Consider the following 25,294-nt stretch of genomic DNA (forward strand, 5'->3'; position numbering starts at 1 on the left):
AACTAGTCCTGTTCGTCAGGCTCGTCGGCATTGCGAGCAATCGCCACGATAGTCACGCCGTCCGGGAGGTCCATCAGCTTGACCCCCATTGTGTTCCGGTCACGCGTACGGCGTACAGGCTTCACCGGAGTCCGGATGACGCCGCCGTTGCTCGTGATGGCGAACAGCTCGTCCTCCGGATCGATCACGACCGCGCCGACCAGGCCACCGCGTCGCTCGGTGATCTTCGCGGTCAGCACGCCCTTACCTCCCCGGCCCTGGACCGGGTATTCCTCGATCGGGGTACGTTTCGCGTAACCCCCGTTCGTCGCGACCAGAACGTCCAGACCCTCTCGCACCACCTCGACGGCGAGCAACTCGTCCTCGCCGCTGAAGCGCATGCCGATCACACCGGAGGTGGCCCGGCCCATCGGACGCAGCGCCTCGTCGGTGGCGTTGAAGCGGATCGCCTGGGCGTTCTTCGACACGAGCAGCAGGTCGTCCTCCGGAGCGACCAGTACCGCACCGACCAGCTCGTCCTCATCGCGCAGGTTGATCGCGATGATGCCGCCGGAACGGTTGGAGTCGAACTCCTCGAGCCGCGTCTTCTTCACCAGGCCGTTCTTCGTGGCCAGTACCAGGTAGGGGGCCACCTGGTAGTTCGGGATTTCAATGATCTGCGCGATCTGCTCGTCGGGCTGGAACGCGAGCAGGTTGGCCACGTGCTGGCCCTTGGCCACCCTACTGGCCTCGGGAAGCTCGTACGCCTTCGCCCGGTAGACCCGACCCTTGTTCGTGAAGAACAGGATCCAGTCGTGGGTAGAGCATACGAAGAAGTGGCTGACGATGTCGTCCTGGCGGAGCGTCGCCCCGCTGACGCCCTTCCCGCCACGCCGCTGCGACCGGTAGAGATCGACCTTGGTCCGCTTCGCATACCCGGTGCGGGTGATCGTCACCACCACGTCCTCGCGGGCAATGAGGTCCTCCATCGAGACCTCGCCGTCGAACGGGACGATCTTCGTACGCCGGTCGTCGCCCCACTTCGCGACGATCTCGCCCAGCTCCTCCGAGACGATCCGCCGCTGCCGCTCCGGCTTGGCCAGGATGTCCTTCAGGTCGGCGATCTCCACTTCGAGCTTCGCCAGGTCGTCCAGGATCCGCTGCCGCTCCAGGGCGGCCAGCCTGCGCAGCTGCATGTCCAGGATCGCGGTCGCCTGGACCTCGTCGATGTCCAGCAGCCGGATCAGACCCTGCCGTGCGTCCTCCACAGTGGGCGAGCGCCGGATCAGGGCGATCACCTCGTCCAGCGCGTCCAGCGCCTTGGACAGACCGCGCAGGATGTGCGCCCGCTCCTCGGCCTTGCGCAGCCGGAACGCGGTCCGCCGCCGGATCACCTCGATCTGGTGCTCGACGTAGTAGCGGATGAACTGGGCCAGGTTCAGCGTGCGCGGCACGCCGTCGACGAGCGCCAGCATGTTGGCGCCGAACGTCTCCTGGAGCTGGGTGTGCTTGTAGAGATTGTTCAGCACCACCTTGGCGACCGCGTCGCGCTTGAGCACGAGCACGATCCGCATGCCGGTACGCCCGGAGGACTCGTCGCGGATGTCGGCGATGCCGGCGAGCTTGCCCTCCTTGATCAGCTCGGCGATGCGCTCGGCGAGGTTGTCCGGGTTGACCTGGTACGGCAGCTCGCTGACCACGAGCGCCGGCCGGCCCCGCTTGTCCTCCTCGACCTCGACCACGGCGCGCATGCGGATCGAGCCGCGCCCGGTCCGGTACGCGTCCTGGATGCCCGCCTGACCGACGATCAGGCCGTGGGTCGGGAAGTCCGGGCCCTTGACGATCTCCAGGAGGGCTTCCAGCGTGGTGGCCTCGTCGGCCTCCGGGTGCTCCAGGCACCACTGCACGGCCGCGCCGATCTCGCGCAGGTTGTGCGGCGGGATCTTGGTGGCCATGCCGACCGCGATGCCCTCGGAGCCGTTGATCAGCAGGTTCGGGATACGCGACGGCAGGATGGTGGGCTCCTTGGCCCGGCCGTCGTAGTTGTCCTGGAGGTCGACGGTGTCCTCGTCGATGTCCCGCAGCATCTCCATCGCCAGCGGGTCGAGCTTGCACTCGGTGTTGTGGCTGACGAAACCGTCGGAGACGAACGAGTGGTCCTCGGTGTCCACCCGGATGCTGTAAACCGGCTGCACACCGGCGTCGGTGACGTCGGTCACCTCGGCGTAGTAGAAGCGGCCGTCGACGAGCGGTTCGACCACGTCGAGGATGCCCGGCTCGGTGATCCGGGCGGCGATCTCGTCGCGGTCCCGCTCCCAGCGCTCGATCCGGTCCACGTTGTGCCGGCGCAGCCAGTCACGCTCGGTCCAGCGGCTCGCGCCGTGCTCGCGGACGAAGTCACCGACGAACGGCACGTGATCGCCGGAGAGCGCGGTGCTGCTCGCCGGCACCTGGGCCAGCTCGGATTCCAGCTTGGCCTGCTTGCGGCCGAGGAATCCGACGTGAGCGGCGAAGATCCGGGCGTCCCGCCGGTTGGTGACGACGACCTTGATCTCGCCGTCGTCGTACCGGCACTGCCGGCTGACCACGCCGAATTCCAGCAGCAGTTGCTGCACCTCGCGGGCCAGCCGCTCACTGCGGGTCGAGTAGGAGACCTGGATCGTGTGGCGGGGCAGCAGCGACGACGAGCCGTCGCCCTCGAACAGCGCCTGGAGGAAGGCCCGCTTGACCGCGGCCGGTCCGCGCCAGACGAACTCCGGCACGAACTTGTCGGCGCTCCGCGCGCCCACCATCTCGCCGAGTACGCTCGCCCGCAGTGCGGAGACGTTCTGTACATCGAGTTCGTGCAGCGTGCTGCCGGAGTCGATGACCCGCTCGGCGACGTACCGGGGGCCGCCGACCGCGAGGTCATAGGCGGTGAGGACCCGGACGAAGAACTCCCGGTCCACGTTGTTGAAGCCAGCTCGCTGCTCGGACACCCACCCCTCGGACACGAACGCGCCCGCGAGCAAGGCTGCCTCGACGTGCTCCAGCATCGGGTAGCCGATCTCGTCCGGCACGGTGCGCTGGAGGGCCACCCGGTCGCCCGGGGCGATCTCGGCGAGCAGCTTCCACAGCAAGGTCGGAACACCGGCCACGTTCACCAGGCAGAGCACCGGGTGGTTGTGGGTGCCGGTCAGCTCGTACCCCTCACGGGTGCGCAGCCGCAGCGTGGGGTGCTCGCCGGAGTGGAAGAACCTGCTGGCACGGACCAGGTCGCCGTTGCGGTCACGGACCTTGAGGTCGACGTCGGTCTCGCTGCTCGGCGCGGCGTCCGGCACGACGTCGCCGATCCGGACGGTGCCGTCGACGGTACGAACCCGGACATCTGCCGCAAGGCAGTACCGCATGGCGGCGGCCGGGTCGTTACCGGGCGAGCCGAAGTTGCCGTTGCCGTCGACCAGCGGGTAGCGCAGCGACCACGGCTGCGCCATCCGGACCAGCGCGTCGTAGATGGCCGAGTCGCCGTGCGGGTGGAACTGGCCCATCACGTCGCCGACGACGCGGGAGCACTTCACGTACCCGCGGTCCGGCCGGTAGCCGGAGTCGAACATGGCGTAGAGGATCTTGCGGTGGACCGGCTTGAGCCCGTCCCGGACGTCCGGCAGGGCCCGCCCGACGATGACGCTCATCGCGTAGTCGAGGTACGAGCGCTGCATCTCGACCTCGAGGCCGACCGGCTCGATCCGGTCGTGCTGGACGACCGCCGCCAGTGGTTCCGGGGTCTCCGGCTCGTTCGGGGTGGACTCGGGAGTATCGGTCACTGTTAACCCTTATCAGACTCAGAGTCGTGGTCTCGCTGTGGATAACGGCTGTGGAAAGCGGCCAGACTGTGGATAACTCTGTGGATCGCCGGGCCGGCCGGTGGATCGCCGGCCGACCCGGGCGCGTCCGTCAGATGTCCAGGAACCGCACGTCCTTGGCGTTGCGCTGGATGAACGACCGGCGAGCCTCGACGTCCTCACCCATCAGGACGCTGAACAGCTCGTCCGCGGTGGCGGCGTCGTCGAGCGTGACCTGGCGCAGCGTACGCGTGGCCGGGTTCATCGTGGTCTCCCACAGCTCGGGGTAGTTCATCTCGCCGAGACCCTTGAACCGCTGGATGTCGTCCGGGCGGGCGTTGGGCTTCTTCTGCTGGCGCAGTGCGATCAGCCCGTCGCGTTCCCGGTCCGAGTACGCGTACTGGGCGTCGTCGCCCTTCTTGTTCCACTTGATCTTGTAGAGCGGCGGGGCGGCCAGGTAGACGTGCCCCAGCTCGACCAGCGGCCGCATGAACCGGAACAGCAGCGTGAGCAGCAGCGTCTGGATGTGCTGGCCGTCGACATCGGCGTCGGCCATCAGCACGATCTTGTGGTAGCGCAGCTTCTCGATGTCGAAGTCGTCGTGGATGCCGGTGCCGAGCGCGGTGATCAGCGCCTGCACCTCGTTGTTCTTCAGCACCCGGTCGATCCGGGCCTTCTCCACGTTGAGGATCTTGCCGCGGATCGGCAGGATCGCCTGCGTACGCGGGTCGCGGCCCTGCTTGGCCGAACCGCCGGCCGAGTCGCCCTCGACGATGAAGACCTCGGACTCGCGCGGGTCGGTGGACTGGCAGTCGGCCAGCTTGCCGGGCATCGAGCCGGACTCCAGCAGCGACTTGCGCCGGGCGAGCTTGCGCGCCTGCTGGGCGGCGATCCGGGCCCGGGCCGCCTGGGAGGCCTTCTGGATGATGATCTTCGCCTCGGCCGGGTTGCGGTCGAACCAGTCGACGAGCGACTCGTTGCAGACCCGCTGCACGAAGCCCTTGACCGGGGTGTTGCCCAGCTTGGTCTTGGTCTGACCCTCGAACTGCGGGTCGGTGAGCTTGACCGAGATGATCGCGGCCAGGCCCTCGCGGATGTCCTCACCGGAGAGGCGCTCGTCGCCCTTGAGCAGCTTCTTCTCGGCGCCGTAGCGGTTGACGACGCTCGTCAGCGCGGCCCGGAAGCCCTCCTCGTGGGTGCCGCCCTCGTGGGTGTTGATGTTGTTGGCGAAGGTGTAGACCGACTCGCCGTACGACTCGTTCCACTGCATGGCGATCTCGACCGACATGCCCGTCTCCTCGGCGCCGAACTCGACCACCGTCTTGTGGATCGGGCTCTTGGAGGCGTTGAGGTGCCGGACGAAGTCGGCGATGCCGCCCTCGTAGTGGAAGGTGACCTCGCGGGTCTTGCCGTCCTCGTCCTCCGGCACCCGCTCGTCGAGCAGGTGGATGGTGAGACCCCGGGTGAGGAAGGCCATCTCCTGGAGGCGCCGGTAGATCGTGTGGAAGTCGAAGTCGACGGTCTCGAAGACGTCCGGGTCGGGCCAGAAGGAGACAGCCGAACCGGTGCGGTCGGTCGCCTCGCCCTTCTCCAGCGGCGTCGGCTTGGAGTGGTGGTACTGCTGGCGCCAGACGAAGCCGTCCTTGTGGATCTCCACAGCCATCCTGGTGGACAGCGCGTTCACCACGGAGACGCCGACGCCGTGCAGGCCGCCGGAGACGGCGTACGCCTTGCCGTCGAACTTGCCGCCCGCGTGCAGCACGGTCAGGGCGACCTCGACACCCGGCTTCTTCAGCTTGGGGTGCAGGTCGACCGGGAAGCCACGGCCGTTGTCGGTCACCCGGACACCGCCGTCGGCCAGCAGCACCACGTCGATGGTGTCGCAGTGCCCGGCCAGCGCCTCGTCCACCGCGTTGTCGACGACCTCCCACACCAGGTGGTGCAGACCGCGCTCGCCGGTGGACCCGATGTACATACCGGGCCGCTTCCGGACCGCTTCCAGGCCTTCGAGAACGGTGATGGACTCGGCACCGTACTTCTTGTTGTCCTCCGCTGCCACGCTCGGCCACTTTCTCGCACCGGCCGCGCGTGGGCGCGGGGCGCGGGTTCGGCGGACAGGACGCGACGTCGGCGCGCATGGACCGCCCCTGGGATCGCCAGGCTCGGATCATGTACGCCGGGCGCCGCGGTTGCCCGCGGATCGCGATCGGCTCGGACCCGATGCGGGACTATGATCGAGGGCTCATGCGGGCCCCTGTCCGTCGCTCCGTCTCGGGTCTTTCGTCTCGCCCTCAATCTTACTGTGCGGAGCCGACCAAACCGCCACTCGGCACCCTCTCCGAGGCGGCTGAGAATGCCGTAGCCGGACGAACCGCGTCGCCCACGACTCCCCCTACACGCCATTGGGGCGGTACCGCGCCACCGGCCACCGTGAGCCACGACGGTCATCCGACCGGTGATCGGCGGCTGCCCCGACCGGGGGTCGCGGCCGGGCCCGGCGTGCCGTAGCTTTTGCGGCGCCGCCGTTGCGGTCTTGATCTTTTGCGCCCGGAACCGGGACGATCGTCGGAGATGGTCCGAAAACGCTTGGTGAGAGGTGACGCCAGATGGGGCTGGACAACGTCGCGGTGCACTGGCCGCGGACCGGCCGCTTCTACGATCCGGTCGCGCCGGCTGAGTTCGTGGACTTCGGCGAGATCGTGGACATGCCCCGAATCTCCGCGCCGACCGCGGCGCTCGCCGAGCTGATCGCGAAGACCGGCACGGTACGCGCGACCGCGTACACCGAATTGGTCGATTTGATCCTCGGGCTGGAGAATGTGCTCTACGCCACGGAGAACGCGGTCGAGGACGAGGACCCGGTGATCGACCCGGACGGCTGCTCCTGGATCGCCGAGGGCGTGGAGAAGTTCGTCGCACGGCACCGGCCGTACGGCGAGCCGGTCACGTTCGAGTCGGTGAGCGAGGTGCTGCGCGCGCTGCTCGGCGACGGGCGGCTGGCCGAGCAGCAGCTCCGCTGGCTCGACAGCCGGCTCGACCGGCTGCGGGACGAGAGCGGCGATCCGCCGCAGTGGAACTTCACCTGCGCCGAGCTGAGCGTGCTGGCGGCCTTCTACCGGCGCTGCGCGGAGCGGGGCTTCGCGGTCTACGCCGACGCCTGACCGGGCGCCGCAGCGCCGGAAGAAGACGTGGCCTGGTTGGCTGCCGCGATCACCTCGGTCAGCGCCGTGTGCAGGTGCCGCAGGTCGGCCAGCGGCAGGCCGAGGCGCTGCACGATGGCCGGCGGGATCCGCTCGGCCTGCGCCCGCAGCGCCTGTCCCTCGGCGGTGAGCGAGACGGCCAGGCTGCGCTCGTCGGCGGCGTCGCGTTCCCGCCGGATGTAGCCGGCCGCCTCCAGCCGCTTGAGCAGCGGTGACAGCGTGCCCGGGTCGAGCTGGAGCAGCCGGCTCAGATCCCGGCCGGACAGCGGCGCGTGCTGCCAGAGCGCCAGCATCACCAGGTATTGCGGGTGGGTGAGCCCCATCGGCTCCAGCAGCGGCCGGTAGACAGCGACGACGCTCCGGGCGGCGACTGAGAGCGCGAAGCAGACCTGCTGCTCCAGCGCCAGGGGGTCCTCCTCGATGCCGTCGGTCACCCGCGTCCTCCTCGTCGTCGTTGCGATCGTAGCAATGATTGGTGTACCAATGGTTTGCACACAAACAGAGAGGGCGGCGGGATGAGCGACGACGAGCAGGTGGGCGACGCCTCCGGCAAGGGTGGCCGTCTGCTGGGCTGGGTGTTCCGCAACCTCGCCGGCCCGTCCCAGGTGCAGGGCGCGGTGCAGGGCGGCTCGAAGCTGGCCCGCGACGCGTGGAAGGAAGACCTGGAGCGCCGCAAGCAGTGGAGCCGCGAGCAGCGCGAACTCAAGCGCGCCCGGCGGGAGGCACGGCGTTCGGGCGGTGTCGGTCAGCCGTAGGTGTCGCGAGGGCCGCGCCCGCGTACCCGTCGAGGGCCGCGCGACCACGACGGCGCCGCCGGCCCGTGGATGTGCAGCTTGCGCACCACGTTGTGGCCGACCTCCCGGGCGATCTGCTGCAACAGCGAGCCCGCCAGCAGGCGCAACTGGGTCGCCCAGGCCGTCGAACGCGCCTCCACGGTCAGCTCGCCGTCCTCCAGCTTGACCGGGCGACTGTGCTGCGCGACCTCCGGGCCGACCACCTTCTCCCACGCGCCGAACACGGTCGCCTCGGCCGCCGGCTGCTGCCAGCCGCGCGCCTTCATCAGCTTGTCCAGCACCGCGCCGAGCGGCTGCGGGTCGCGCGGGTCCGGCCCCGGGCCGGAGTAGCCGCGCAGCCGCTTCTCGCCGTCGCCGCGGACCGCGCCGCGCCGTCGCGGGGCCGCCGCCTGCCGCCGGGCCTTCGCCGCGTCGAGCACCGCCCGCGCCAGCTCCGGCCCGGCCGTGCCCTCCGGCAGCTTCGCGGCCGGCTCACCGTCCGCGGGCTTCCCCGGGGTACGCGCGTCGCGTCCCGGCCCGAGGCGCGCGGGCGGGAGCTGCACCTCGTCATCAGGCACGTCGCACCGTCCCCTCGCCCACCGCGTACCGGGTGCCGCGCAGCGTCGCCGGCACGTCGTCGTCCACCGCGCAGGTGACCAGGAGCTGGCTCGCGCCGCCGACCAGCTCGGCCAGCCGCTCCCGCCGGCCGGTGTCCAGCTCGGCGAAGACGTCGTCGAGCACCAGCACCGGCTCGATCCCGTCGGCGCGCAGCAGGTCGTAACCGGCCAGCCGCAACGCCAGCGCGTACGACCAGGACTCGCCGTGGCTCGCGTACCCCTTCGCGGGCAGCGGGCCGAGCGTCAGCGCCAGGTCGTCGCGGTGCGGGCCGACGAGCGTGGTGCCGCGCTCGATCTCGGCGGCGCGGTTCGCGGTGAGCGCGGCGGCGAGCGCCTCCGCCAGCGCCGCGCGGTCGGCGCCGGGTTCGGGCAGCTCGACCGAGGGCCGGTACGCGATGCCCGCCGCGCCGCGGCCGGCCGCCACCGCGTCGTACGCCTTCGCCACGTGCGGGGTCAGCGCGGCCACCAGCTCCAGGCGGCCGGCGAGCAGGTCCGCGCCGTGCTGCGCCAGATGCGCGTCCCACACGGCCAGCGTCGACAGGTCACCGCCGCGTGTGCCGCCGGTCTTCCGAGCGAGGTACGACGTACGCAGCAGCGCGTTGCGTTGCTTGACCACGCGTTCGTAGTCGGCGCGGACACCGGCATAGCGGGGCTGGCGGGTGACCAGCAGGTCGTCCAGGTAGCGGCGGCGTTCAGCCGGGTCGCCGCGGACCAGTTCCAGGTCCTCCGGCGCGAACAGCACCAGGCGCAGCGCGCCGAGCACGTCCCGGGCGCGGCGGGCCGGGGACCGGCCGAGCCGGGCCCGGTTGGCCTTGCCCGGGACGATCTCCAGCTCGACCAGCAGCTCCCGGCCCTCGTGCACCACGGCGCAACGGATCACCGCCGAGGCGGCGCCCATCCGAACCAGCGGGGCGTCGGTGGCGACCCGGTGCGAATCCAGGGTCGCCACGTAGCCGAGCGCCTCGACCAGGTTGGTCTTGCCGACGCCGTTGGCGCCGACGAGCACGTTCGGACCCGGCTCCAGGTCGACGCCGACGCGCTCGTACGAGCGGAAGTCGACCAGTTCGAGCCGGCGGACGTACACAGCCTGTGGATACCGGTCAGCGCTTGTGGACGGCGTGGCCGCCGAACTGCTGGCGCAGCGCGGCGACGGCCTTCATCGCGGGCGAGTCGTCCTGCCGGGAGGCGAACCGGGCGAAGAGCGACGCGGTGATGACGTTGAGCGGTACGGCGAGCCGGACCGCCTCGTCCACGGTCCAGCGGCCCTCGCCGGTGTCCTCGGTGTAGCCGCTCAGCTCGGCCAGTTCCGGGTCCTCGTCGAGTGCCCGGTCCAGCAGGTCGAGCAGCCAGGAGCGCACGACGGTGCCCTCGCGCCACGACTTGAACACGCCGGGGACGTTCGTCACCAGCTCCGAGGCCGCAAGCAGCTCGTAGCCCTCGGCGTAGGCGTGCATCAGGCCGTACTCGATGCCGTTGTGCACCATCTTGGCGTAGTGGCCGGCGCCGACCGGGCCGGCGTGCACGAAGCCGAACTCGCCCTCGGGCTTGAGCGACTCGAAGATCGGCATGAGCCGCTCGACGTGCTCCTGCGCGCCGCCGACCATCAGCGCGTACCCGTTCTGCCGGCCCCAGACGCCGCCGGAGACGCCGACGTCGATGTAGCCGATGCCCTGCTCGTTCAGCCGCTCGGCGCGCGGGGCGTCGTCGCTGAACCGGGAGTTGCCGCCGTCGATGATGATGTCGCCCTCGCCGAGCACACCGGCGAGCTCGTCGATGGTGGCGTCGGTGACGCCGGCGGGAACCATGACCCACACCGCGCGGGGCGACTGGAGCTTCTCGGCAAGCTCGGCCAGGCTCGCGGCGTCGCTGATCTCCGGGTTGTGGTCGTAGCCGACCACCTCGTGCCCGGCGGCGCGCAACCGCTCCCGCATGTTGCCGCCCATGCGGCCGAGTCCTACCAGGCCGAGCTGCATCTGCTCCTACCTCCGTACGTCAGGGTCGTGCTGCCTGCGATCAGCGGGACACGCGGATCGGCATGATGAGGTACCGGTACCCCGGGATGACCTCGCCATCCTCGCCTGCCGGGGAGATGACCGCGGGCTTGAACGCGTCGACGAACCGGAGCAGGGCGTGCTGCGCGCCCAGGTTGGCCAGGCCGTCGATGAGGTACTGCGGGTTGAACCCGATGGTCAGCGGCTCGCCGCTGAAGGTGGCCTCCATGGCCTCGCTGGCCCGGGCCTCCTCGGTGCCGCCCGCCTCGACCACGAGACCGTCGGCGCTGAAGCTGAGCAGCACCGGGGTGGTGCGCTCGGCGACCAGCGCGACGCGCTTGACCACCTCGATGAGCGCGGCGACGGCGACGCGGGCCTCGGCGTTGTGGTCGGCCGGAAACAGCGAGCGCACCGGCGGGTAGTTGGCGCCGTCGAGCAGGCGGCTGGTGGTCCGGCGGGTGCCACCGGAGAAACCGATCATGCCCTCACCGGCGCCGCCGGAGGACAGCGCCATGGTGACGTGGCCACCGAGCGGGCCGAGCGCCTTCGCGGTGTCGTGCAGCGTACGGGCCGGCACCAGCGCGTTGAGGCTGATCTCCGGGTCGTCCGGGTTCCACTCCATCTCGCGCAGCGCGAGGCGGTAGCGGTCGGTCGCCAGCATGGCCATCGTGCTGCCGCTCAGCTCGATCCGTACGCCGGTCATCATCGGCAGCGTCTCGTCGCGGCCCGCGGCGACAGCCACCTGGGCCACGGCGGAGGCGAAGGCGGCGGCGTCGACGGTGCCCGCGCTCTCCGGCATCTCCGGCAGCGTCGGGTAGTCCTCCACCGGCATGGTGGGCAGCGTGAACCGGGCGCTGCCGCAGACCAGTTCGAGGTGGGCGCCGACGGCGGCGATGTCCACCGGCTTGGCCGGCAGGGCCTTGGTGATCTCGGCGAGCAGGCGGCCGGAGACCAGGGCGGCGCCGTCCGCGTCACCCTGCACCTCGACCGTCACCTGGCTGGAGACCTCGTAGTCGAAGCCGGAGACCTGGAGGTTGCCGTCGGTGACGCGGAGCATCACCCCGGCCAGCACCGGTACGGAGGGTCGGTTGGGCAGGCTCTTGGCGGTCCACGCGACCGCCTCGGCGAGCGCGTCGCGCTCCACTCGGAACTTCATCAATGCCTCCGCGTCGACGTCAGCGACAACTCTCTCATGCCGACCGCTGCCACCCGTCCCGCCCGACCGTGCGGGTACCCATCGCACCTTAAGGCGCTGGGACATCGGCTGTGCGCCCGACCCCGTGGATCCAGGTGCCCCGGGCGACTGCCGTCGGCAGTGCTCCGGCCCGATCCACAGGAAGTCCAACGGTGATGATTGGTTTTTGTTGTTTAGAAGAGATAACTCATCGTCTTCATCGCACCTGTGCAAACTGTGGAGAACCGGCGTCCGCGCAGGTCAGACACGTTATCCACCGGTGGTTTGGCTGTGGAGAACCAGGGGTAAAACTCGTGTCCCGGTCCACAGCCCTCGCCGGCCGCCGGGTTTTCCACGGCTGTCCACCGGTTGTCCACCGGTAATCCACCGGTTTTCTCCCCAGCGCTGTGGACAACGCCGACAGGGTCGAGAGCCGTCATCCCCAGAACCTTCAACAGCTCGCCCACAGGCAGACCGTCGTCTGGGGATGACGATTGCGTTGTCCCCAGGCATCCACAGCGTCGTCCCCAGGAGTTGTCCACAGTCTGTGGGTAACCGGCCGGGTGCAAAGCGTGGTTGTCCACTGCCTGTGACACAGGGCCTGTGGACAACGGGTACGAGCTGTGGACGAGCACACGACAGATCCTGGGCCCTCCACCGGGTCGAGGGTCAACCGATCCCCGCTGTCGGCTACTTGCCACCCGCCCGAGCCCGCCGCGTCGGCGCCGAATTGGTCACCTTGGTCACCCCACCCCTCCCGCGACTCCGCCCGCCCCGCCCGCCCCGCCCAGCCCTGCTCGGGTTGATCATGAAGTTGGCGGCATCTGGCGTCCGGTTTGTCGCCGCTAACCTCATGATCGACGCGAACGGTCGGCCGGTGAGGGCGGGGACCGTGGCTGCGTTCAGGTCACGCGTGAGGTGTGACGTTCAGCTCTGGCGAGATCTTGGTAGGAAACGGCCCCTATGAGGGCGCCAAGCTTCCAAGATCTGCGGGGACGTCCGCGGCGGGAGCGGTGAGGGAAAGAGGCAGCGCGAGGAGAGAGACGGTCAGGTGTTCTGCTTGATGCGGTTCGTCAGCTCGGCGATCTGGTTGTAGAGCGAGCGCCGCTCCGCCATCTGCTGGCGGATCTTGCGGTCCGCGTGCATCACCGTCGTGTGGTCCCGGCCGCCGAACGCCTGCCCGATCCGGGGCAGCGACAGGTCGGTCAGCTCGCGGCACAGGTACATGGCCACCTGACGCGCGTTCACCAGCACCCGGGAGCGGGAGTGGCCGCGCAGGTCCTCCAGGCTCACGCCGAAGTAGTCGGCCGTGGACACCATGATCTGGTCCGCGGTGATCTCCGGGCCGGCGCCGTCCGGGATGAAGTCCCGCAGCACCTCCTCGGCCAGCGACAGCTCGACCGAGGATCGGGTGAGGCTGGCGAAGGCGGTGACCCGGATCAGCGCCCCCTCCAGTTCGCGGATCGAGTTCGACACCCGGGACGCGATGAACTCCAGCACGTCCGGCGGGGCGAACAGCCGCTCCTGTGCCGCCTTCTTCTGCAGGATCGCGATCCGCGTCTCGAGGTCCGGCGGCTGGATGTCGGCGAGCAGGCCCCACTCGAACCGCGTACGCAGCCGGTCCTCCAGCGTCGCCAGCTGCTTCGGCGAGCGGTCGGACGTGATCACGATCTGCTTGTTGGCGTTGTGCAGGGTGTTGAAGGTGTGGAAGAACTCCTCCTGCGTCCGCTCCCGGTTCTCCAGGAACTGGATGTCGTCGATCAGGAGGATGTCCACGTCCCGGTAGCGGCGCTGGAACGCGCTCGTCTTGTCGTCGCGCAGCGAGTTGATGAAGTCGTTCGTGAACTCCTCGGTCGAGACGTACCGGACCGAGCGCGCGTTGCCGAGCGTCGTGGCGTAGTGCCCGATGGCGTGCAGCAGGTGGGTCTTGCCCAGCCCGGAGCTGCCGTAGATGAACAGCGGGTTGTACGCCTTCGCCGGCGACTCGGCCACCGCCACGCTCGCGGCGTGCGCGAACCGGTTGGACGAGCCGATGACGAACGTCTCGAACATGTACTTCGGGTTGAGCCGGTTGCCGCCGCTCTCCGTACCGCCGGGGAGCCTGCGATCGGCCTGGCCGCCGCCCGGACGGTGGTGGTCGGCGCCACCCCGGCCGGGGCCGTTGTCGGTGGCGCCGTCGCGCGGCAGGCCGCGCATCGGCGCGGGGTCGGCGGGCGGACTCTCCCGGTATCGGGGCTCGTATCCGCCGGCGTCGGGCACGGGCGGCTCGATGCGGGTGCGCTCGTCGAAGGCGCGGCGCTCGGGCGCGGTGCGTACCGGCTCGGCGAACGCAGCGCTGAAGAGCGTGTCCTGCGCGTCCCGGCCGGCCGGAATGAGGTGCGGGCGGCCGCCGCCGTCGGCGGTCCGCTGGCGCGGCGCCGGCTCGTCGAGCGGCTGCTCCGGGCGCGGTTCGGCGTACCCGGCCTCGGCGTACCCGGGTTCCGGGCGCGGCGACGGGAAGGCGGACGCGGGCGGGCCGGGCTGGTCGAAGCCGGGCAGCGGGGCGGCGGCGTCGTGCTCGGGCAGCGGCTCCGGGCCGCTGCGGTAGACAGTGCCGGCCGGGCGGGCGCCCGGGTCGTCGGAGACCCGCACGGTGACGGCCACCTGGATCGGCCGGCCGAGCCGGCGGCTCAACGCCTCGGTGATGGCCGGGCGGAGCCGGGACTCGATCACGTCCCGGGTGAAGGCGTCCGGCACCGAGAGCAACGCCGTGTCCTCGACGATCGCCCGCAGCCGGGTGAGCCGGAGGTACGCCCGTTGCTGCGCGGAGATGATCTCGTCGGCGAGTTCGTCGGTGGTCGCCGTCCACACCGCGGCAAGGTCGGTCGCTCCGGTCACCGTCGTGCCACCCCCTCGCCTGCTCCTTCTCACGCCCGCCCGGACGGCTGACCGGTCGTCATCCACAAGTTATCCACAGCCTGTGTACCGACCGATTGTGGCCGCCCACCGGACGCGGGTCGGACCTGCCCCCCTCGATCCAGGGAGGCGTTGAAGCGGGTTCACCGTGCCGAACGATTCAACAGCGTGTCCGGTCTTGCCGATCGGCGACAAACCCCGGACCCCCGACGCCGACCGCAATCGCGCACGCTAACAGCGCGGACCCCACAGCATCAACCGGCGACACCCTGACGACCTTGGCAACATCAGTGAAAACCGCCCCTTCGGTCGCGCTTGCCCGCAGGTCGGACGCCTGAGTGTGACGTTTGACGGTCATTGCGCCCCTGCGTAGGCTGGAGCGGCTGCTCTCTCGCCCTCTGCTAGGGTGATTGATGCTTGCTGTCCGTGGCTGTCACCCCGCATCGCCGGGGAGCGTGTCGCGGCAGCGCCGATCGGAGGTCACCGACAGGTGATCTGGACCAGCACACGACCCCGGGCGATCCGCCGCGCGGGGCGTACGACAACGGAGAGCCTGACGTGAGCAAGCGCACCTACCAGCCGAACAACCGCCGGCGCGCGAAGACCCACGGCTTCCGGCTGCGCATGCGCACCCGTGCCGGCCGCGCCATCATCTCGACCCGTCGCTCCAAGGGCCGCGCCCGCCTGTCGGCCTGACGCCGACAGGTCCGGTCCGGGGACGTGGGCAGTCGTGCTGGCCGCCGCGCAACGACTGCGGCGCAGTAACGACTTCGCCGCAGCGGTTCGCGGTGGCCGACGCGTCGGCCGTGGCGCCGTCGTGGTCCACCTGACCCTCCCCGAGCCGATCGGCACCACCGCGACACTCTCGCCGGAGCCGGCGCGAAGCCTCGGTGCGGAGACCTCCGCACCGAGCCGCGCCGGCTTCGTCGTGTCCAAGGCCGTCGGCGGCGCTGTGGTCCGCAACAAGGTCCGCCGACGGCTCCGGCATCTGGTCCGCGAGCGGCTGGGCGAGCTGCCCGCCGGCACCACCCTCGTGGTACGCGCGCTGCCTGCGGCCGCCGACGCGACGTACGCCCGGCTCGGGGCCGACCTGGACGCCGCCATCGCCGCCGCACGGGCCCCCCGGGGACGGCGGTCGCGGTGACCGGCCCGACGACGACTCCGTCGCCCACAACCGGTGCCCGCATGCTGCTGGCACCCATCATCGCGTACCGTCGGTGGATAAGTCCGGCACTGCCGGCCCGCTGCCGGTTCTACCCGTCGTGCAGTGCCTACGCCGTCGAGGCGGTGTCCCGGCACGGTGCGCTGCGGGGAGCCTGGCTGACGGTCCGTCGGCTGTCGCGCTGCCACCCCTTCCACCCTGGTGGACACGACCCGGTTCCGGAGCCGGGCGACCGCCGCCGTTCCGACGTGACTGGAGCCTGAGTGTTTAGTCTCGACTGGATCTACTACGCGATCTCGTGGATCCTGCTGACCTGGCACTCGGCCTGGGACGCCATCGGAGTTCCGGTCGGGGCCGTGATCGGTACGAACTGGGCCTGGATCCTCGCCATCGTCTTCCTGGTGGTGACGGTCCGGGTGATCCTGTTCCCGGTCTTCGTCAAGCAGATCAAGTCGCAGCGTGCCATGCAGGCGCTCCAGCCGAAGGTCAAGGAGCTCCAGGAGAAGCACAAGGGTGACCGGGAGACGCTCCAGAAGGAGATGATGGAGCTCTATCGGAAGGAAAAGGCCAACCCGCTCATGGGCTGCCTTCCGATGTTCCTCCAGATCCCGGTCTTCCTGGGCCTGTTCCACACGCTGCGCCGCCTCAGCCCTGACAACCAGGGCAAGACCCTGTACGGCTGGACCGTCGACCAGTTCAACAGCGCCTCCAACGCGACGCTGTTCACCGCGCCGATCTCCGGCAAGTTCGGCTCCACCGCTGACGAGCTGAGCCGGCTCGGAGCGAGCACCGGCACGGTCAAGGTGGTCGCCGGCATCCTGGTGATCATCATGATCGCCACCACCTACCTGACCAGCCGTCAGATGATCCTCAAGACCGGGTGGGCCGAGGACCCGCAGCAGCGCATGGTGCAGCGGCTGATGCTCTACGGCATCCCGCTGTCGCTGCTGATCTCGGGTGCGATCTTCCCGATCGGTGTGATCATCTACTGGGTCACCAACAACCTCTTCACGCTCGGCCAGCAGCAGTGGGTGCTGCGGAAGTTCCCGCCGCCGCCGACCGCGAAGAGCACCAGCGCCGCCAAGAGCACCTCCGGCAAGGGCCCCGTGCAGCCGGCCAAGGCCGGTGGCCTGTTCGGCCGCAAGGCGGCCCAGCCGCCGGCGAAGGCTCCGGCCGTCGCGCCGAAGGTGGCCGGCCCGAAGCCTGGCGCCAAGCCGGTCAACCCGAAGAAGGGTGGCAGCAAGCCCGCCAAGCGACAGGGCTGAGCCCACAGGGCCACCGTCGCGACGTCGGCGGTGGCCCGTTCCGGCCGCGTGCTGCCATCCGAGGAGTCGGCGCCGGGCCGGAATCGCCGCGCGGAGCGCGGACACGGGCGAAACTGGCCCGTACAGACGTGCCCGAGGGCACCCGGCGAACCTCCCGCCGGCCCCGGGAGACCAGCGGACCCCCGACGGTCCGGCCGAGCGAGTACGGAGATGAGACCCGTGACCGAGACCAGCATCCCCAGCGCCGACCAGTCCCTGGACGAGGAGACCCCCGTTACCGCCGCCACCGAGACCGAGGACGCCGCTGGCGAGGCCCGGGAGAAGAAGGCCCCGGCCGACAGCGACCTGTTCCGCCAGAGCGAGATCGCCGCCGACTACGTCGAGGGACTGCTGGACATCCTCGACTACGACGGCGACATCGACGAGCTGGTCTCCGGCGGCCGCCCCGTCGTCGAGGTCGTCGGCGGCCGGCTCCAGAACCTGGTCGGCCAGCGCGGCGCGACCCTGGAGGCGCTCCAGGAGCTGACCCGGCTGGCCGTGTTCCGTCAGACCGGCACCCCGAGCCGGCTGCTGCTCGACGTCGGCGGCTACCGGGCCGCCCGGCGCAAGGAACTGGCCGCCGTGGCGAAGAACGCGGTCGAGAAGGTCAAGGAGCACGGCGAGCCGGTGCGCCTGGAGCCGATGTCCGCGTTCGAGCGCAAGTGCGTGCACGACGTGGTGAACGCGATGAGCGGGGTGGAGAGCGAGTCCGAGGGCGTCGAGCCCAACCGCCGCATCGTCGTCCGGCCGGTGGCGGACTGAGGTCCGTGATCTCCGACGAGACGACGGCAGGAGCCGTGACCGGCCCGGGCGGTACGCCGCCCGGGCCGTCGGCTGTGCGCCCCGACAACACAGTCGACCCGGTCTTCTCCGATGACGACGGGCCGGCCGACCCGGCGTACCCGGGAAGGGCCGTGACCGACCCCGGCGAGCCCGCCTTCTCCGGCGAGCCGGCGGTGGTGACCGGGATCGAGCCCGCCGACCCGGCGGTGGACGTGACACCCGCCTTCTCCGGCGAGCAGGCGGCGGACGTGACGCCGGCCGACCCGGCCGCGGTGGCCGACCCGGTCTTCGCGGAGCCGTCGGCGGACGCACCGTCCCTCGTGGACGGTGGCGACGCCCCCGACCCGGCGACGGCGACGCTGCCGCCCGAGTTGGCGGAGGCCGCCCGCGCGTTGTTCGGTGACCGGCTCGACCTGGCCGCCGCGTACGCCGAACTGCTCGCCACCGACGGCGTGGTCCGTGGCCTGATCGGCCCCCGCGAGACGCCGCGCCTCTGGGAGCGGCACCTGCTCAACTGTGCGGTGGTGGCGGAGCGGATCCCGGAGGGCGCCAGCGTGATCGACGTCGGCTCCGGTGCCGGGCTGCCCGGTCTGGTGCTGGCGATCGCGCGTCCCGACCTCACCGTGACGCTCGTCGAGCCGCTGGCCCGGCGGACCGCCTTCCTGATCGAGGCGGTACAGCGTCTCGGCCTGACCCGGGACGTCCGTGTGTTCCGTGGGCGGGCCGAGGAGGCGGCGGCCGGCTCGCGTGACCGGGAGCCGCTGAGCGCCGACATCGTGACCGCCCGCGCGGTGGCGCCGCTGGACCGGCTCGCCTCCTGGTGTCTGCCGCTCGTGGCTTCCGGCGGGCGGCTGGTCGCGCTCAAGGGCGCCTCGGCGGCCGACGAGATCACCGAGCACGCCGAGGCCGTGATCCGCCTCGGCGGCGCGACCCCGGAACTGCACCGCTGCGGCGAAGGGGTGATCGACCCCCCGGCGACTGTGGTCGAGGTGGTGCGGGAGCGCGTGGTCAACCCGCGCCGTCCGAAGAAGCCGAAGCGGTCGCGTGGCGGTCGCCGCCGCGGCGACCGCTGAGCCGGTACGCCATTCCGCACGCCCGGTCCGGTCGTTGGACCGGTGGGCGTGACGCGATCGATCGCAACCCGACATGGACCCACCGCGCCCGTCGGCCGTAGGCTGACCGCGCGTCGATAGTGTGGAACGGCGGTGCCGGGCGGCACCCGAACCCGATGGTTCCCGCCGAACCGACGGCGCCGTGCGAGGCGCGGACGCGATTCGACGGGTGCGGACCGACCATCCGGAGCGGGTAGGGATGACAGGTGCATGACGACGGCAGGTACGACGATCCACGGTTGACCGGACCAGGAGGCGAGCCCTCCGCCGACCCCGTTTCACGTGAAACCAACTGCCAGGAGTGGACGGTGAACGAGTCCGGCGAACCGTCCTCCCCGTACCCGGCTCAGCCGTCCAAGCGACGGGAGCCGTCGGCCGGCGGGCCCGTGCGGCCCGTGTCGTCCGTGCCGGCGAACGTACCGCCGGCCCGCGACCCGCTCGACCCGGCCGACGGTCCGGTGAACGCACCGACTCCGCGCCCGCCCGTGGTGCGGGCGAACGCCGCGGTACCCACCCGCTACGAACCCCAGCCGCCCGTCTCGGCCGTGCCGTTCCAGGCCGTCCCCGAGGTCACGGTGGCGCCGTCCGACACGCCACAAGCGGACGGGTACGGGGACGAGGTAGACGCCAGCACGTACGTTTCACGTGAAACCCCGACGCGCGAAGAGGATGATCCACCGTTGGCTATGGAGGCGATGCGCGCCGTGCAGATCCTGAATCCCAGTGGCGAGGTCACCATGCCGCGCCCCGACCGGACCCGGGTGATGTGCGTCGCCAACCAGAAGGGCGGCGTGGGTAAGACGACCACCACCGTGAACCTCGCAGTGGCGCTCGCGCTGCACGGCAACCGGGTGCTCGTGGTCGACCTTGATCCCCAGGGCAACGCCTCCACCGGTCTTAACGTGCCGCACCACACGGGCGTGCCCGACGTGTACGACTGCCTGATCGACAGTGTGCCGCTGGAGGAGGTGGCCCAGGCGGTCGAGGGCATCCCGAACCTGTGGTGCGTGCCGGCCACGATCGACCTGGCCGGCGCCGAGATCGAGCTGGTCTCCGTGGTGGCCCGGGAGTCGCGCCTGGCGCGGGCCATCGCCGCGTACCCGGGCCACTTCGACTACGTCTTCATAGACTGTCCGCCGTCGCTTGGCCTGCTCACGGTCAACGCGCTCGTGGCCGCGCAAGAGGTGCTGATCCCGATCCAGTGTGAGTACTACGCGCTGGAGGGCCTCAACCAGCTGATCAACAACATCAACCTGGTTCGTCAGCACCTCAACCCGAAGCTCGAGGTCTCCACGATCCTGCTCACCATGTACGACAGGCGTACCCGGCTGGCCGACGCGGTGGAGCAGGACGTCCGGAACCACTTCGGCGACAAGGTGCTCCAGGCCGTCATCCCCCGCAACGTGCGTGTCTCCGAGGCACCGAGCTACGGCCAGTCGGTGATGACCTACGATCCCGGTTCGCGGGGGGCCACGAGTTACTTCGAGGCCGCCCAGGAGATCGCGGAGCGAGGCGTCAAGGAGCCGGTGAGCCGGAATGCGTAGTGCGGAGATGTCGCTGGGAGGCGTCGCATGAAGAACCGTCCCCGCGGCGGACTGGGCCGAGGGCTCGGCGCCCTCATCCCCACCGGACCGGTACCGGGCGCCGAACCGGCTGCCACCGAACCGGAATCGTCGGCCTCTGCCGCGTCGCCGTCGACTCCGGTCGCCGGCGCGACCGCCGCCATCACCGGCGGCGTCGGGGGTACCCCGCCTCCGGCCGTCGAGCCCGAGCCCCAGCTGAGCCCGGTGCCCGGCGCCCGCTTCGCGGAGATCCCGGTCGACGCGATCGTGCCGAACCCGAAGCAGCCCCGGCACGTCTTCGACGAGGAGGCGCTGGAGGAACTGAAGACCTCGATCCAGGAGGTCGGCTTCCTCCAGCCGATCGTGGTCCGCCAGCTCGACCCCGAGAAGTTCGAACTCGTGATGGGTGAGCGGCGCTGGCGTGCCGCCCAGGCGGTCGGCCGGGAGACCATCCCCGCCATCGTCCGGGACACCAAGGACGACGCGATGCTCCGGGACGCGCTCCTGGAGAACATCCACCGCGCCAACCTCAACCCGCTCGAAGAGGCGGCGGCGTACCAGCAACTCCTTGAGGAGTTCGGTGCCACGCACGAGGAACTGGCCCGGCGGATCGGCCGCAGCCGCCCGCAGATCTCCAACACCATCAGGCTGATGAACCTGCCACCCGCCGTGCAGCGCCGGGTCGCCGCCGGTGTCCTCTCCGCCGGCCACGCCCGGGCACTGCTCAGCCTGGACAACGCCGAGGCGCAGGAGGCACTTGCCGAGCGGATCGTTCGCGAGGGCATCACGGTCCGCGGCGCCGAGGAACTGGTGCACCTGGCACTCGCCGAGGAGCCGGCGAAGTCGGCCGCCGCCAAGCGCCGGCCGAAGCCGCACGCCCCGGCGCTCACCGATCTCGCAGACCGGCTGTCGGACCGATTCGACACCCGGGTGAAGGTCGACATCGGCCGCAGCAAGGGCAAGATCACGATCGAGTTCGCCACCGTCGACGACCTGGAGCGGATCGTCGGCATCATCGGCGTGGGCGAGGACGGGCAGCCCGAGGCGTAGCCCTTTTCTCCGGTGTCGATCCGGCCGCATCCCGACGAGGGGATGCGGCCGGATCTGTGTCCGGGTCGGTTCGGTGCCGTTCGTCGGGCATGGCGGTTCGTTGGGTCACGGCTGCTCGGTCGACGGGGACCGGCCCCTCCGAAGCCGATGCCGTCTCCGACGAAGGGCTGGGCCGTCTGGTGCCGATGGTGCTCACCGATGCCCTAGCGTCCTTCCGCGCTGATGCGGTCGAAGCGGGAGCATCCTGGATCGCACCGGCTGTTGGGCTGTCGTGCCTTGCCCGTCGTTTCACGTGAAACGGGGGCAGGTGACTGGGTGGTGGCGGTGAATCTGCTATCCGCGTTACTGATCGGCGGCAGGCCGCGCGTCCGAGCGCTGAAGGGCTGAGTACGCGAGGGCCGAGTGCGCAAAGGTTCCGAAAGAGCCGCCGTTCGGCGTTGACGAGTCGGTCCGCGCCCACTCCGCTGAGTCTGGCAGGAGGGCTGGCGGCGACGGCTCAGACGGAATCCGTTGCTTGGTGACCCGCTCGTTCCGCGTGACGCACCCGTCTAGCCGCCGGCTGGTGCCGCCCACCGATCGCACGCACGCGAACCGGTTCTCCGCCGGAAAGCCATTCGGGCCGCCGGGCTGCCGGGCCGTCGGGCTGCCGGGCTGCCGAGCCGTCGGGCTGCCGGGCTGCCGAGCCGTCGGGCTGCCGGGCTGCCGAGCCGCCCTGCCCGGGCCAGCGTGCCGCGGCGTGCCCCGGACCGGCGTGCCGACTGTCCCGGGCGGCAAGCCCTGAGCTAGGTGTAATGCCCATGAGGGTTGTTGACGCGGCTGATGGGTGGTTTGCCGCCGAGCGAGGTGTGGTTGCGGTGGTGGTTGTAGGTGTGCAGCCAGGCGGGTAGAGCGTCAGCGCGTTGCTGGTTGTTGGTGAAGGGTTGGGCGTATGGCCATTCGTCGCACAGGGTGCGGTTGAAGCGTTCGGCTTTGCCGTTGGTCTGTGGTCGGTAGCGGCGGGTGAAGCGGGCGGTGGCACCGAGGTCGGTCACGGCCTTGGTGCCAGGCTCGGTCGCGGCGGTAGGCCAATGCGTTGTCGGTCATGACGCGTTCGACGCGGGTGATTCCGTGGGTGGCGAAGTGCTCGGCGGCGCGGCGGAGGAAGCCGGCACAGGTGTCGGTCTTCTCGTCGGGGTGGATCTCGGCGTAGGCGAGACGGGTGTGGTCGTCGATGGCGCAGTGCACGTAGTCGAAGCCGACACGCCCGGCGGTGCGGGCACGGCGGTGTTCCAGGCTGTCGCGGCCCAAGATGCGCCAGCCGCCGCCGTCGCGAACCCGGCCGAGTTTCTTGACGTCGACGTGGATCAGCTCGCCGGGCCGGTCGCGCTCGTAGCGGCGGATGAGCTGACCGGTGGGCCGGTCGAGCCAGGCCAGGCGGTGTAGACCGTGCCGCGTCAGAACGGCGTGCACCGTCGAGGCCGGCATCCCGAGCAACGGTCCGAGCCGGCGAGCCCCGAGTTTGCGTTCCTGGCGCAGTTGGCAGACCCGCGCCTCCAACTGGGCGGGCGTCTTGTGCGGCTGGTGGTGAGCCCGGCTGGATCGATCCCGCAGACCAGCGTCGCCCTCGGCCCGCCACCGCTGTAGCCACTTGTAGCCGGTGGCCCGAGAACAGCCCAGTTCCTTCACGACGTGGGCCACCGGCCGACCCTGGTCAACGACACGCGTGATGAGCAGCCGCCGGCCGTGGATGGTCAGCCGGGCATTACGGTGGGCCATGGAGACCTCCGGTTCCGTGTGGGCGTCAGCACCTCACACCTCGCCGGAGGTCTCGCCTCGTCTCAAGCCGCCACGCCGTCAACAACCCTCATGGGCATTACAGCTAGGGCAAGGGCGATCGGAGGATGACCATGCTGACGGGCCAGAGGGTTGAGCACACCCGGCCGTGACGACCGCGCAAGAGCCGTCCTGCCGACCCCCTATCCGATCATCCGGGCGCCCGCGTAGGGCACGCCGCCGCAGCGCCTGTGAGCGATCCAGGCGCATTGAGCCGCGCCCCGCCGAACCGGGGAGCACCTGAGCGAGGGTCGCTGAGCCGAGCAGTGCCGAACCGAACACTGCCGAACCGGGGAGTGTCGAACCGGCGAGCGGCCGAGCCGGGAGCGCCGAGTCGGGAGCGCCTGTCGCGAGGAGCCCGGCCAGCGGGCCGAGCTGTGCGGCCCGGCTCAGCATCCCTGGGCCGGATGATGCTGACTCGTTCGCGCCGCCGTCGATGACCCGGCATCGCTCTCCGGGGCGGCCGGGTGGTCGCACGCCTCCAGGGCGGTGGCGAGCCCGATCAGCGATCGAGCGGCAAACCCGAGGCCCGACAAACCCGAGGCCCGTGCGGCCAGCTCGGGATCGTCCTGTCGGCTCAGACGCGCCTGCTGTTTCACGTGAAACGCGGCGACGGACCCGACGCTCATCCGATCGAGTCCCGGCTGTGCCGGGTGCAAGCGATGCGGCGCGGTGCCGGCCATAAGCCGAGCGGTGGTCGGCGCGGCTCGGTATCCGCGCGGCCCGGCCCGCTCCCAACGAACAGCCGGGGGGCTCGCCTCGCGACTCCTCTGTCGCCGTCGCCCGGAGGCGCCTCGTTCGATCTGCCGTACCCGCCGAGGATGCAGTCACGGAACAAGGTCAGTCGACGCCAGCGAGCCGAGCGACCGCGCCGAGATGCGGGCCGACGCGTCCGCCGTTTCACGTGAAACACGCACGAGAAGAAGCCGTCAGCACCCGGTGCGGATCGTTCACCGGATCGTTGGAAGAACGGGCCCAGACGCACCCCGAGTTATCCACAGCGGTTGTCCACAGGCACTCCCCGTTTCACGTGAAACAAAGCGAGGAAACCCTTGCTGAGCAGTGCATGACGCGCTGTGCTGGTGATCTCGGCAGCCTGTGGACAACGCGGTGGACAACCGGTGGGCGGCCAGTGGAACAGGTAGGGACAGGCGTCGCCAACTCGGTTAGGGTCAGCGTCGTGCCGGACACCCCTCCCTCAGTTCCCGACTTCACCCAGTGGCCGTCCTTCCCCTTCGAGGGCGATCTCCGCGTCAAGCAACTTGACGAGCCCGTACCGTTCGAACCTCCCCGCCGCGGCGAGGCGGACCGGGAGTGCACCGCCTGCAACGCGCCCGACGAGGCGTACATCTGGGTCGGTGAGCGGTGGCGCGTCCGCGCCATGGACCGGCCCACCGGCCTGCCGATGGTCCTGATCCTGGAGTCCCGTTCCCACCTGGATCTGGGCGACCTGCCGAACCTGCTCGCCGCCGAACTGGGCGTGATGACCGTCCGCCTGGAGCGGGCCGTCCGCTCGCTCGACGGGGTGGCCCGCGTCCACGTGAACCGGTGGGGCGACGGCTCGGCGCACCTGCACCTGTGGTTCCTGGCCCGGCCGTACGGGCGACTGCAACTGCGGGGCACGTTCCTGTCGCTGTGGGACTCGATCCTGCCCCCGATCTCCGAGGAGAAGTGGCGGGAGAACCTCGCCATGGTGGCCGCGTGGCTCGCCGAGTTCGGCGGCCGTCCGTTGGCCGAGCCGCCGCGCATCCACTGGCAGGCGCCGTCGAGTCTCTCCCCGACCTCGCCCGCGAACGCCGCTGAGGAGCCCGAGGACGAGGCCGTGTCGGTGATCGAGGCAGCGGACGAGATCCCCGAGTCCGACGCGGCAGCGGGCCTCTCAGACCCCTCGGCGGGCCCGTCGGAGCCCGACCCGGCACCGCAGGCCGGCCCGGCGCCGGAACACGCAGGGGACAGCGCCCCGGACAGCGAAGACGAGGACGAGGCCGGGCCGGACGACGCCGGGCCGGACGACGCCGCGGACGACCGGCCGGACGCAGCGCGTACCCGGGAGAGCTGA

At 70.6% G+C, this 25,294-nt stretch carries 21 protein-coding genes and 1 pseudogene; 11 read left to right on the forward strand and 11 right to left on the reverse strand.

Going from position 1 to position 25,294, the window contains the following annotated elements; all coding sequences use genetic code 11:
* Positions 1-2: 2 nt before the first annotated feature.
* Complete coding sequence (gyrA, locus tag BFV98_RS19380) at positions 3-3,782, reverse strand: intein-containing DNA gyrase subunit A (protein ID WP_143025346.1); 3,780 nt, start codon at positions 3,780-3,782, stop codon at positions 3-5.
* A 130-nt stretch (positions 3,783-3,912) separates the two neighbouring features.
* A complete protein-coding gene (gene gyrB / locus BFV98_RS19385) occupies positions 3,913-5,859 on the reverse strand; it encodes a DNA topoisomerase (ATP-hydrolyzing) subunit B (protein ID WP_013283219.1) in 1,947 nt (648 codons plus the stop codon).
* Between the two features lie 547 nt (positions 5,860-6,406).
* Between gyrB and BFV98_RS19390 the strand changes: the two genes are divergently transcribed.
* Positions 6,407-6,961, forward strand: coding sequence for a hypothetical protein (locus BFV98_RS19390; RefSeq protein WP_013283218.1), 555 nt, complete (start codon positions 6,407-6,409; stop codon positions 6,959-6,961).
* Here the strand turns inward: BFV98_RS19390 and BFV98_RS19395 are convergent.
* Positions 6,946-7,434 (reverse strand): MarR family winged helix-turn-helix transcriptional regulator, encoded by a 489-nt coding sequence (locus BFV98_RS19395; RefSeq protein ID WP_013283217.1) that lies wholly within the window; start codon positions 7,432-7,434, stop codon positions 6,946-6,948. The two genes, BFV98_RS19390 and BFV98_RS19395, sit on opposite strands and share 16 nt — an antisense overlap.
* Before the next feature lie 81 nt (positions 7,435-7,515).
* On the opposite strand from BFV98_RS19395, the gene BFV98_RS19400 reads away from it, so the two are divergent.
* Positions 7,516-7,755 (forward strand): hypothetical protein, encoded by a 240-nt coding sequence (locus BFV98_RS19400; protein ID WP_013283216.1) that lies wholly within the window; start codon positions 7,516-7,518, stop codon positions 7,753-7,755.
* Here BFV98_RS19400 and BFV98_RS19405 read toward each other — a convergent pair.
* The 6 genes from BFV98_RS19405 to dnaA all read right to left on the reverse strand — a co-directional run bounded on the left by BFV98_RS19405 (position 7,746) and on the right by dnaA (position 14,432).
* Complete coding sequence (locus BFV98_RS19405) at positions 7,746-8,351, reverse strand: DUF721 domain-containing protein (protein WP_013283215.1); 606 nt, start codon at positions 8,349-8,351, stop codon at positions 7,746-7,748. The two genes, BFV98_RS19400 and BFV98_RS19405, sit on opposite strands and share 10 nt — an antisense overlap.
* The gene (recF, locus tag BFV98_RS19410) at positions 8,344-9,474 is read right to left on the reverse strand and encodes a DNA replication/repair protein RecF (protein ID WP_013473313.1); all 1,131 of its coding nucleotides are present in this window, start codon (positions 9,472-9,474) and stop codon (positions 8,344-8,346) included. Before recF ends, BFV98_RS19405 begins: the two co-directional genes overlap by 8 nt.
* A 16-nt stretch (positions 9,475-9,490) precedes the next feature.
* A complete protein-coding gene (gnd, locus tag BFV98_RS19415; RefSeq protein WP_013283213.1) occupies positions 9,491-10,363 on the reverse strand; it encodes a phosphogluconate dehydrogenase (NAD(+)-dependent, decarboxylating) in 873 nt (290 codons plus the stop codon).
* Positions 10,364-10,403: 40 nt separating this feature from the next.
* On the reverse strand, positions 10,404-11,537 hold the full coding sequence (gene dnaN / locus BFV98_RS19420; protein ID WP_013283212.1) for a DNA polymerase III subunit beta: 1,134 nt from the start codon (positions 11,535-11,537) through the stop codon (positions 10,404-10,406).
* 212 nt (positions 11,538-11,749) lie between these two features.
* Entirely contained in the window at positions 11,750-12,022 is a 273-nt protein-coding gene (locus BFV98_RS31970) for a hypothetical protein (RefSeq protein ID WP_141722578.1), read from the reverse strand.
* Between the two features lie 580 nt (positions 12,023-12,602).
* The gene (dnaA, locus tag BFV98_RS19425; RefSeq protein ID WP_071097337.1) at positions 12,603-14,432 is read right to left on the reverse strand and encodes a chromosomal replication initiator protein DnaA; all 1,830 of its coding nucleotides are present in this window, start codon (positions 14,430-14,432) and stop codon (positions 12,603-12,605) included.
* Positions 14,433-15,008: 576 nt separating this feature from the next.
* On the opposite strand from dnaA, the gene rpmH reads away from it, so the two are divergent.
* From rpmH to BFV98_RS19460, 8 genes are all read left to right on the forward strand, one after another.
* Complete coding sequence (gene rpmH / locus BFV98_RS19430; RefSeq protein ID WP_013289388.1) at positions 15,009-15,146, forward strand: 50S ribosomal protein L34; 138 nt, start codon at positions 15,009-15,011, stop codon at positions 15,144-15,146.
* A 34-nt stretch (positions 15,147-15,180) separates the two neighbouring features.
* On the forward strand, positions 15,181-15,594 hold the full coding sequence (rnpA, locus tag BFV98_RS19435) for a ribonuclease P protein component (protein ID WP_030269559.1): 414 nt from the start codon (positions 15,181-15,183) through the stop codon (positions 15,592-15,594).
* Between the two features lie 41 nt (positions 15,595-15,635).
* Positions 15,636-15,875, forward strand: coding sequence for a membrane protein insertion efficiency factor YidD (gene yidD / locus BFV98_RS31555; RefSeq protein ID WP_013477538.1), 240 nt, complete (start codon positions 15,636-15,638; stop codon positions 15,873-15,875).
* On the forward strand, positions 15,876-16,877 hold the full coding sequence (yidC, locus tag BFV98_RS19440; protein ID WP_013289386.1) for a membrane protein insertase YidC: 1,002 nt from the start codon (positions 15,876-15,878) through the stop codon (positions 16,875-16,877).
* Positions 16,878-17,087: 210 nt separating this feature from the next.
* The gene (locus BFV98_RS19445; protein ID WP_013289385.1) at positions 17,088-17,678 is read left to right on the forward strand and encodes a R3H domain-containing nucleic acid-binding protein; all 591 of its coding nucleotides are present in this window, start codon (positions 17,088-17,090) and stop codon (positions 17,676-17,678) included.
* Between the two features lie 341 nt (positions 17,679-18,019).
* On the forward strand, positions 18,020-18,772 hold the full coding sequence (gene rsmG / locus BFV98_RS19450) for a 16S rRNA (guanine(527)-N(7))-methyltransferase RsmG (RefSeq protein ID WP_369830085.1): 753 nt from the start codon (positions 18,020-18,022) through the stop codon (positions 18,770-18,772).
* 245 nt (positions 18,773-19,017) lie between these two features.
* Positions 19,018-20,355, forward strand: coding sequence for a ParA family protein (locus BFV98_RS33005; RefSeq protein ID WP_083395300.1), 1,338 nt, complete (start codon positions 19,018-19,020; stop codon positions 20,353-20,355).
* Between the two features lie 27 nt (positions 20,356-20,382).
* Positions 20,383-21,423 carry a ParB/RepB/Spo0J family partition protein gene (locus tag BFV98_RS19460; RefSeq protein ID WP_071097341.1) on the forward strand — a complete coding sequence of 347 codons (1,041 nt, stop codon included), beginning with the start codon at positions 20,383-20,385 and terminating at the stop codon, positions 21,421-21,423.
* Between the two features lie 782 nt (positions 21,424-22,205).
* Here BFV98_RS19460 and BFV98_RS19465 read toward each other — a convergent pair.
* Both BFV98_RS19465 and BFV98_RS31975 read right to left on the reverse strand, forming a co-directional pair.
* Positions 22,206-23,178, reverse strand: a pseudogene (locus tag BFV98_RS19465) (IS481 family transposase).
* A 446-nt stretch (positions 23,179-23,624) separates the two neighbouring features.
* Positions 23,625-23,918, reverse strand: a complete 294-nt coding sequence (locus tag BFV98_RS31975; protein WP_176921709.1) for a hypothetical protein — start codon at positions 23,916-23,918, stop codon at positions 23,625-23,627.
* Between the two features lie 497 nt (positions 23,919-24,415).
* On the opposite strand from BFV98_RS31975, the gene BFV98_RS19470 reads away from it, so the two are divergent.
* Positions 24,416-25,294: a hypothetical protein gene (locus tag BFV98_RS19470; RefSeq protein WP_071097343.1), complete on the forward strand. Its 879-nt coding sequence runs from the start codon at positions 24,416-24,418 to the stop codon at positions 25,292-25,294.

The sequence above is a fragment of the Micromonospora sp. WMMB235 genome (assembly GCF_001855515.1).
GTDB lineage: Bacteria > Actinomycetota > Actinomycetes > Mycobacteriales > Micromonosporaceae > Micromonospora > Micromonospora aurantiaca.

What these genes read in the sequence shown, in the direction of transcription:
- BFV98_RS19390 (WP_013283218.1), top strand. Translation starts at nt 6,407, where the DNA reads ATGGGGCTGGACAACGTCGCGGTGCACTGGCCGCGGACCGGCCGCTTC.
- BFV98_RS19400 (WP_013283216.1), top strand. Translation starts at nt 7,516, where the DNA reads ATGAGCGACGACGAGCAGGTGGGCGACGCCTCCGGCAAGGGTGGCCGT.
- gnd (WP_013283213.1), bottom strand. Translation starts at nt 10,363, where the DNA reads ATGCAGCTCGGCCTGGTAGGACTCGGCCGCATGGGCGGCAACATGCGG.
- dnaN (WP_013283212.1), bottom strand. Translation starts at nt 11,537, where the DNA reads ATGAAGTTCCGAGTGGAGCGCGACGCGCTCGCCGAGGCGGTCGCGTGG.
- yidD (WP_013477538.1), top strand. Translation starts at nt 15,636, where the DNA reads ATGCTGCTGGCACCCATCATCGCGTACCGTCGGTGGATAAGTCCGGCA.
- BFV98_RS19445 (WP_013289385.1), top strand. Translation starts at nt 17,088, where the DNA reads ATGAGACCCGTGACCGAGACCAGCATCCCCAGCGCCGACCAGTCCCTG.
- BFV98_RS19460 (WP_071097341.1), top strand. Translation starts at nt 20,383, where the DNA reads ATGAAGAACCGTCCCCGCGGCGGACTGGGCCGAGGGCTCGGCGCCCTC.
- BFV98_RS31975 (WP_176921709.1), bottom strand. Translation starts at nt 23,918, where the DNA reads ATGGCCGGCACCGCGCCGCATCGCTTGCACCCGGCACAGCCGGGACTC.